The organism is Protofrankia sp. Cas8 (genome assembly GCF_963555845.1).
GTDB lineage: Bacteria > Actinomycetota > Actinomycetes > Frankiales > Frankiaceae > Protofrankia.
This window is the reverse complement of record NZ_CAUVXI010000218.1, coordinates 1-8,087: the sequence shown is the minus strand read 5'-3', so window position 1 is coordinate 8,087 and position 8,087 is coordinate 1. Positions and strand designations below refer to the sequence as shown.

General features: G+C 70.0%; 4 protein-coding genes and 1 pseudogene. 1 reads left to right on the top strand and 4 read right to left on the bottom strand.

Going from position 1 to position 8,087, the window contains the following annotated elements; translation table 11 throughout:
• The 4 genes and pseudogenes from U9977_RS22835 to U9977_RS22820 form a co-directional block, all read right to left on the bottom strand.
• Nucleotides 1-2,788 (bottom strand): annotated as a pseudogene (locus U9977_RS22835) (class I SAM-dependent DNA methyltransferase); the annotation flags it as partial.
• Complete coding sequence (locus tag U9977_RS22830) at nucleotides 2,785-5,664, bottom strand: helicase-related protein (RefSeq protein ID WP_416210752.1); 2,880 nt, start codon at nucleotides 5,662-5,664, stop codon at nucleotides 2,785-2,787. The gene U9977_RS22830 and the pseudogene U9977_RS22835, both read right to left, overlap by 4 nt.
• A 58-nt stretch (nucleotides 5,665-5,722) precedes the next feature.
• On the bottom strand, nucleotides 5,723-6,853 hold the full coding sequence (locus U9977_RS22825; protein ID WP_322751337.1) for a serine/threonine-protein kinase: 1,131 nt from the start codon (nucleotides 6,851-6,853) through the stop codon (nucleotides 5,723-5,725).
• Between the two features lie 59 nt (nucleotides 6,854-6,912).
• Nucleotides 6,913-7,053, bottom strand: a complete 141-nt coding sequence (locus U9977_RS22820) for a hypothetical protein (RefSeq protein ID WP_322751336.1) — start codon at nucleotides 7,051-7,053, stop codon at nucleotides 6,913-6,915.
• Nucleotides 7,054-7,495: 442 nt separating this feature from the next.
• On the opposite strand from U9977_RS22820, the gene U9977_RS22815 reads away from it, so the two are divergent.
• A partial coding sequence (locus tag U9977_RS22815; protein ID WP_322751335.1) for a Panacea domain-containing protein occupies nucleotides 7,496-8,087 on the top strand: 592 nt, incomplete at its 3' end.

The following is an 8,087-nucleotide window of genomic DNA, read 5'->3' as shown; positions in this document are numbered from 1 at the left end:
TCGCCCAACTGGGCGCAACCACGGCGTCCCCGGCGGGCTGCGCCTGTTCGGAGTGCCGGACGATGACGACGTCCCGCTCGTACTGCGCGGCCGAACCGTCAAGCAGACCGACGGAATCCAGCGGCCAGAACCACAGCGCGCACCAGGCGTCCATCAGCATCTTCAGCCGCCAGTACGGCGTGCCCGGCGCCTCCAGGTCTGCGAGGATCTTCTCCCGTGGCACCGCCCCGGTGACCGTCGGCAGGTCGTCGGCGCCCCAGACGTCGATGTGCCGGCGGATCTCCCGTTCGGAGATCTCCAGGCGCTGGCGCACCAGCCCCCACAGGAACTCGACCCGACGCGCGATCCCCTGCAACCGCTTGACCTGGCTGTTCTTCCCCTTGTCCGCGGGCACGCGTAGCATCGCGCGCCGCCAGGTGGCCAGCTGTTTGGCCTCCTCGGGCGCGAGCTGTTTCGCCTCCTTCTCCCCCGCGACCGCACCCCAGCCCTCGGCGGGCAGCAGAAAGTGGTGGACGACTCCGTCCGGCAGCTCACCGTCCCGGAACGGATGGTCGGTGGGAGCGGTGGTCAGCCACGCCTTGTCGGCGAGCGTCGCCGGCTCGTAGTAGCGACGGCCGGCGCCGATGAGCGAGTTGCCGCGCCGCAGGTGCAGGCCGAACCAGGGCGCCTGCAGACCGGCGTGCATCACGTTCAGCCACAGCGACACCTCGGCCAGTTCCACCGCGGTGCGGTTGAGGTCCACGCCGTAGCAGTTGTGCAGAGCGATGTACGCCTTGGCCTTCTGCAACTCGACGGCGTACCGCTCCGGGTCGAGGCTCGCCCCCAGCTCCCGCTGGCGCCGCCGCAGGTACTCGGCGGCGACCTGGTTGATCGCCTCGTTGAGGAAGGCCCCGGAGCCCAGCGCCGGCTCGCAGATCGTCCAGTCCAGCAGCTCGCGGGCGGGCGTCGTGGTGCCATCCTGGTCAAGGCGGTACCGCAGCGTGAGCTGGACGGTCACCTCGGTCAACGACTGCGGGGTGTAGTAGGAGGCGCTGGTCTGGCGGTCCCGGCCGGCGAGCCGGTACACGAACGACCCCGCCGGGTAGCGGACCCGCGGCCCGGTGCGGCGGCCCATGTCGTCGAGCGCGCGGGCGAAGACCGCGTCGGGGTAGTCGTCGGCCCGCGACGCCGGGATCATCCAGCTGCCGTCGGAGGGGTCACCGCCCTTGGCGACCTCGTACAGCTCCTCCGCGGCGATGAACCCGGTGTAGGACATCAACCCCTCGTAGACCGCGCCGAGCTGGTTGATGCCGAGCTGGGCGTAGGAGATGAACCCGCCGCGTTCCTTCTTCTTACCGCGGGTGAGCATCAGCAGCCGCAGCACCTCGTACAGGCAGCTGTTGCGCAGCCGGGTGTCGATCGTCCGTGCGTCGGACCCGCGCCCGTCCCCGCCGTCATGGTCATGGTCGGCCCCGTCGTCATCCCTGTCGTCGTCCCTGTCGTCGTCCCCCGGGTGGGGCACGGCGCCCCGACCGATCAGTTTGATCGCCCCGGGCAGGAACAGCTCCGACCGCAACGGCTCGAACCGGATGCCCTCACCCTCGCTGCGCTCGGCCTCGTCGCTGTCGGTCTGCCTGTCCGAGGCAGCCTCAGGCTGGGCGGCACGGGGGCGGTGCCCCTCGTTGACCATCCGGAACAGCAGGTCCAGCGACTCGTACAGGTGAAAGCCGCCACCCGCCGACTCGCCGATCAGCTTGCGGGAGACGAGATCGCCGAGCCGGGCGAGGCTGTACCCCTCGGCGTACTCGGGATGGTCCACCGGCAGCACGCCGAGTTCCGGGCGGGCCTCGGCATAGAGCAGGAACAGGATCCGGTAGAGGTAGCGCAGCGCCTCCCGGGCGAGCTCACGTCCCAGCTCGTCGGGTTCCATGATCTGCTCGGGACGGGCACCGGCCGCCCGGATGCGGTCGAGCACCTCGTTGGCGATCAGCTCGACGGACAGCCGCAGCCCCTCCCGCAGCTCCGCGGAGACGCCGACCGCCTGCCGCCGGGACCCCTCCCGCAGCTCGGCGAGGCGCTCGGCGCCACCCTCCTGCGGCGGGCACAGCGAGTCCGCACCGAACAGTGCGGCGATCATGTCGAGTTCGCCGCCGGGCCGGGCGTCGTTGCGCCCGAACGCGACATCGAGGCTGACCGCCAGGTAGCGGCCCTCCCCCCAGGTCAGCCGGTCGGCGAGCGTCACCACCCCGCCGGTGAGGATGAGCACATAGCGTGGCGGATCGTCGTCGAGGGCGAACAGGTGGCCGGCGAGCGCCATGCCGTGCTCGATCCGCGTCCGCAGGTCGACATCCACCGGGTTCGCCAGCCGGCCGGCGCCGTCGGGTTCGGTCGCCGCGTCGGTGTCCGTCGCCCAGCCGCACTCGATCGCCACCACCCCGCCCTCGGCGTGGGCGACCGCGACGACATGCTCCGTCCCGGCCCGGATGACGCTGCGCTCCGCCGGTCGCGGCGAGAAGGCCAGCGCGCGCAGGACCTCGTCATGCAACTCGTGCAGTTTGGCCTGAAGCTTGTCCTGTTCGGCGTCGGCGCCGGCCTCGTCATCGGCCATGAGTTCGACGATCTCGGCCTTGAGATCGAAGTAGGTCCGGCGCAACGCCCGGATGCCGGCCCGCGGGGTGCGCGCGTCGGTCTGCTTCTCCGCCTCCGTCCAGCGGGGCAGATACTCCTTTTTCAGGACACCGGGGAGAAGCTCCCCCAGGTAGTAGGCGGAGAGGTATTCGCCCCGGTTGGTCAGCGACTCGAAGCTCACGCGGCACTCTCCAGGACCGCGAGCAGGCGCAGCAACGGCTCGCCGGTGGTCTCCAGCCGCGCAACAAGATCGTTCTGTTCGCGCATGGTGTCGTCCACCCGGCGCATTCTGCTGGCCCGCTGGGACGCGGCGGCGGTCTCGGGCAGCAGACTCTGCTGCCGCCAGTGCTCCAGGCGGGCCCGGTGGACACGCAACGGTTCGGCGGTCGTGGCGTCCCAGGCGTCGCGCCGCGCCGCCAGATGCCTGCGGGCAGCGTCGACGGCGGCCGGGACAAGCCCCTGCAACCGTCCGAGATCGACCCCGGAGGCGGGATTGGTCATCGCCGCGTTCACCCCGGCCCGTGCCAGCACCTCGGCCAAGGGCCCGACATCCGGCATGTCGGGCAGGCCACGCACCGCCATCCATTCGACCACGGTCGGCTGGCCCATCCGGTTGCAGTAGATGCCCTGGATGCAGAACACCGGGCCGGCGACGTCGGCGAGCAGGACGGGCGCCTGTTGCCGGCCGAGCCGGACGAGCACCTTGTCGATCAGCCAGTCGACGACCGGGTGGATGTCACTGACATAGGCGATGGCAGGCCAGCTGCTCTTGCGGCTCCGACGGGCCTCGTCCAGCGCGCGCCCGGCGAGCTCCCGGTCGAAGGTCAGCTTCAGCCGCAGCCGCCCGTCCACGCGCTGGTCGGCCAGGTAGGAGCGGGGCAGGTCCGACATCCGGCGTTCCAGATCGGGCGGGGCGTCAAAGGCGATCAGCCCGTCCTCGCGGCGGAGCGCGAGAGCATCCTCCGGCGAGCCGAAGACCTCCCGCAACGCCTCCTGGACGAACTGCTCGGTAGAGGCGAACACGGTCGGTAGCGCCGCCCGCCGCGGTTGCGCCGCGACCGAGGTCGCACCGACACCGGCGAGCAGGTCGGCCAGCACATCGCGTTCGGGGCCGACGTCCAGGGACAGGGACTCCTCGACGGTGCGCCCGGCGAGCAGGTCCTGGACGAGCCGGCGTTCCTCCCGATCGGCGAGATACTCCCCGGTGACCGCCCCGGCGCTGCCGAGGCTGCGGTGCGCCTCGGCCTCCCGGGCCAGCACCTTCTCGGCGACCGTGGTGTCGTCCTTGGCTCCGTCCACCGCCGAGGTGAGGATCAACGCCCGGAACTGCGGCTGGAGCCGCTGGCCGTAACGATCGATCCGGCCGTTGCGCTGCTCGATGCGGATCAGGCTCCACGGCAGGTCGTAGTGCACCAGCTGGTGACACGCCCGGTGCAGGTTGACGCCCTCGGACGCCACGTCGCCGGTGAACAGCATCCGGACCGGGATGTCCCCTTGGGAGAACTCCTCGACGATCTTCTGTTGTTCGGTGTCGGTCAGACCGCCATGCATGATCGCCACTGCGTCCCGGGCCGCCCGCCCGGTGAAGCCCAGCGCCGCCGGTACCACCTCGGCCAGCCACTTCACCGTCGGAATCCGCTCGGAGAAGACCACGACCCGGACATCGCTCCCCGGGCCGACACCGATCCCGCGCAGCTCGCGCAGCAGGGCCGACAGCTTGGCGGAGTCGGTGTCGGTCATGGCCGCCGCCAGCGTACGCAGCCGCTCGAGCGCGGCCCGCTCGGCCGGATCGGTGCAGCCCGCCGAGCCCAGCCGCGTGTCGACGGTCTGCGCCAGCGCGTGATGGGACGACAGGAACGCCTTGAGCAGGGTGTAGGGAAACAGCCGCCGTTCCCTGCTCACGATGCTCGCCACCTGCGGACGCACCACCGGATCAGCCGTGCCCGCGTCGCCGGGCGGCAGCCAGACCCGCACGAACTCGGCGAAGATCTTCTCTTCGGCGGGTGTCGCCGGGCACCGCAGCGGCACGGACGGGCCCCGGTCGGCCCAGTCGCCGCTGATCTCGTCCCGGACCTCCTTATCGATCTTCGTCCGGCGGACGTAGAGGTGGCTGATGTCCGCATCCGAATAGTGCTCGACATCGGCGATCGCGGCCGGGTCGAGCAGCCTGATCAACTCACCGAAAGACTTCTTGTCGCCATTGTGCGGGGTGGCGCTGGCCAGCAGGAGCGCGTCGGTACGGGAGGCGAGCAGCCGCGCCAGCCGGTTACGCAGGCTCGCCGAACCGATCAGGTTGTGCGACTCGTCGATCACGACCGCATCCCAGACGATGTTCTCCAGGTGATGGCCGTACATGCCGACGTTCTTCACCGTGTCCACCGAGACGATGACCCGCTTGAAGTAGGTGAACGGATTACGTCCGGCCGGGATCTCCCGCTGGATCCGCTCGATACCCACCGAGTCCAACCGGACCAGCGGCAGGGAGAACCGCGTCCACAGCTCGTGCTGGAACTGTTCGAGCACCTGCTGGGGAGTCACCACCAGGATGCGGTCCCCCCGGCCGCGGCGGGCCAGCTCGGCCAGGATCAGCCCGATCTCCAGAGTCTTGCCCAGACCCACCACATCCGCGATCAGAAGCCGCGGGCGCAGGCCCGAGAGCGCACGCTCGGCCGGGCGCTGCTGGTAGGTCTTCGGGTCGAGCAGGAACGAATCCGCCAACGCCAACCCGCGCTCACCGCGCGGCAACGGCGTGCGGCGCAGCAGCGCCTCCAGGTACAGCCGGCTGCGGCGGAACCGTGGCGTGTCATCGGCGACCAGGACGGTGTTCTCCGGGCGCAGCACCTCGACCGATTCGAGCCGGTCGAAGAACGTCGCCTCGCAGTCCTGGACGAACTCCGACGCCCCCACTACTTTGATCATGCAGCCGTCGTGCGCCGTCTGGACAGCGCTGCGCACCAGCCACTCCTCGTCGCGCACGAGGACCCGCGCTCCCGGCGCGTACGACCCGCGCGACCCGGCTGTCACCACCGCCTGCCCTTCCCCGTCCCTCGACCCCATGGTTCCCGGCATCACGGCCCCCAGCCTCACGGCCGGCCGCCCCTGATTCAGAACTGATTCAGAAGGCCGCATCACCGGCGTACTCGGCGCGCAAGCGCGCCACCAGCCACTCCACACTGACCGACGCCCGCGCCTGCGATGTCGCCGGCCCCGCCCGAGGCCCCATCCGAGACCCCATCCCAGGCCCCGGTGATGGCACAACGTGCGGTGGCCCGGCATCGCGCGTCATCTCCGGGTCTGCCACCGGGTCGGCCACCGGGTCTGCCACCGGATCATCCACATCCGGCGGCATGATCACTTGCCCATCGACCACCGAACCGTGGGTGCGTTCCACGAGACGGCGGCGCATCCCCGACTCCGACCGCCGGCCGGCCGTGGCCACGGCCAACAGCCGCTCAAGCACCACGTCGAGCGACGGCCGTGCGGACGCCTCGAAGGCCACCATCGCGCCGAGCACCGACGCCAGTGCGGCCGGCACGGCGCTGAGATCCGGATGATGGTTCGGGTCACCGATATGCCACAGCAACGCCGGCCCACCCACGCCCCGGTACGGCGGGTGTCCGGTCGCGGCCGCAACCAGGGTGGCGCCCAGCGCGTAGACATCCGCCGCGGGTGTCAGGTCTCTTTCGCCCCGGGCCTGTTCAGGCGACATGTACGCCACCGTCCCGATGACCGCGCCCGGTTCGGTGAGCTCCCGGCTCCGGTCCGCCAGCAGCGCCAGCCCGAAATCGATCACCTTCGGGCCGTCCGGGCCGAGCAGGATGTTCTGCGGCTTGAGATCGCGGTGCAGCAACCCGACCTCATGGATCTTCGCCAGCCCCTCAACGAGCGCCGCGCCGAGGATCGCCGCGAGCGGCGGCTCCAGCGGCCCCCGCAGGTCCACGTACTGGCGCAGGGTCTGACCGGGGACGTACTCGACCGCGCACCAGGACGGCTCGTCGTCCAGGCCGGCGCCCTCGAACCGGGCGACCCGCGACCCGTAGACCATCCTGAGGTTCTCGACCTCGGCGGCGAACCGCGCCCGAACCCCCGCATCCGCGACCAGCTCCGACTTGATGACCTTGACGGCCACCTTCTCCGCCGCGGCGGACGTCCCCAGGTACACCCGGCCCATGCCCCCGACGCCCAGCCGCGCATGGATCCGGTACGGGCCGACGCGTACCGGATCAGGCGGAACCAACGGATCCAACGGAACCACCCACCCGCCCCACGTCCGACCAGGCAACCATCGTCGACGACCGCGAGCGATCAGTCTAGAACAGTCAGCTCATTAGCGGTCACACCGGGCATCGACGGCGACCGGTAGAACAGACCGCACAGATGCGCCGCCGGCGCTCTCGCCTCGACCTTCCACCAGATCTGCCAGCTTTCCAGTTCCAGATCTGCCACAGGTCGACCTCCAGATTTGCCGACCATTTGGCTCCAGATCTGTCAGCCGCGTACGTCCGAATCAGGCAGGCTCTCCACCCGGAAGTGACGTCATGTGACGGGTAGGACAATTAGTTAGATAATCGGACCGATCCGCTGTCGCGGCAAGTCGGTCGAAGGAACTGGATCTGGCCTCGAACCGCACACCGAACCCTCGACACAGGTCGCGATCGGATACCGCACGATGGTAGAAATCGCGGCGCCCGCAGCGCGGGTTCGGGCCCTTGGCCACGACCCATCCCATTTGGAGCAGCCACAGGCAACAACCCATCCAGGATCATCCAATTTTGGGCGCGGAGAGCAACGACCCCACACCCGAGTTGTGAACATCTGTTCGATGGAGCAAGCTGGATGAAGGTTGCCCCGGGGCGACCGTAACCAGCGGTCTGATCAGGGAGCACGTGTGGTGGACGAGTACGAACGGATCATCGCAGCGAGCCTGGCCGCCGAGGACATCCCAACCGAGCCTGACGAGGACAAGTTCGCCGAACTGCTCCTCCTGGTCGCCGAGGAACTCGCCGGCGACCGCTTCGGAGGCATCGCAAAGGTCAACAAGGTGCTGTTCTTCGCGGAGTTCGCGCACGTCCGCCAGACCGGCCGCCCCATCACCGGAGTGCGGTACCAGAAGCTGCCCCACGGTCCCGCACCTCGCCCGCTCCGGCCGATCCGGGACCGGCTGGTCGCCTCCGGCGCGGCGGAGATGGCGACCGAGACCGTACTCGGCCGCGAACAGCACCGTCTGCGCCCACTACGCCCCGCGGACCGGTCCCGGTTCTCCGACACCGAACTGACCGCCGTCAAGGACGCCGTCGCCGTGCTCTACGGACGCACCGCCCGTGAGGCCACCGACCTCTCCGGCGAGGAACCCGGCTGGCGGATCGTCGACGAAGGCGAGGACATCCCTTATGCCACCGCTTACCTCGCCCCCGGCGACCAGCGCACCAGCCCCCGAATACAGGCCCGCGCCCGCAAGATCGCCGACGACTACGCGCGCC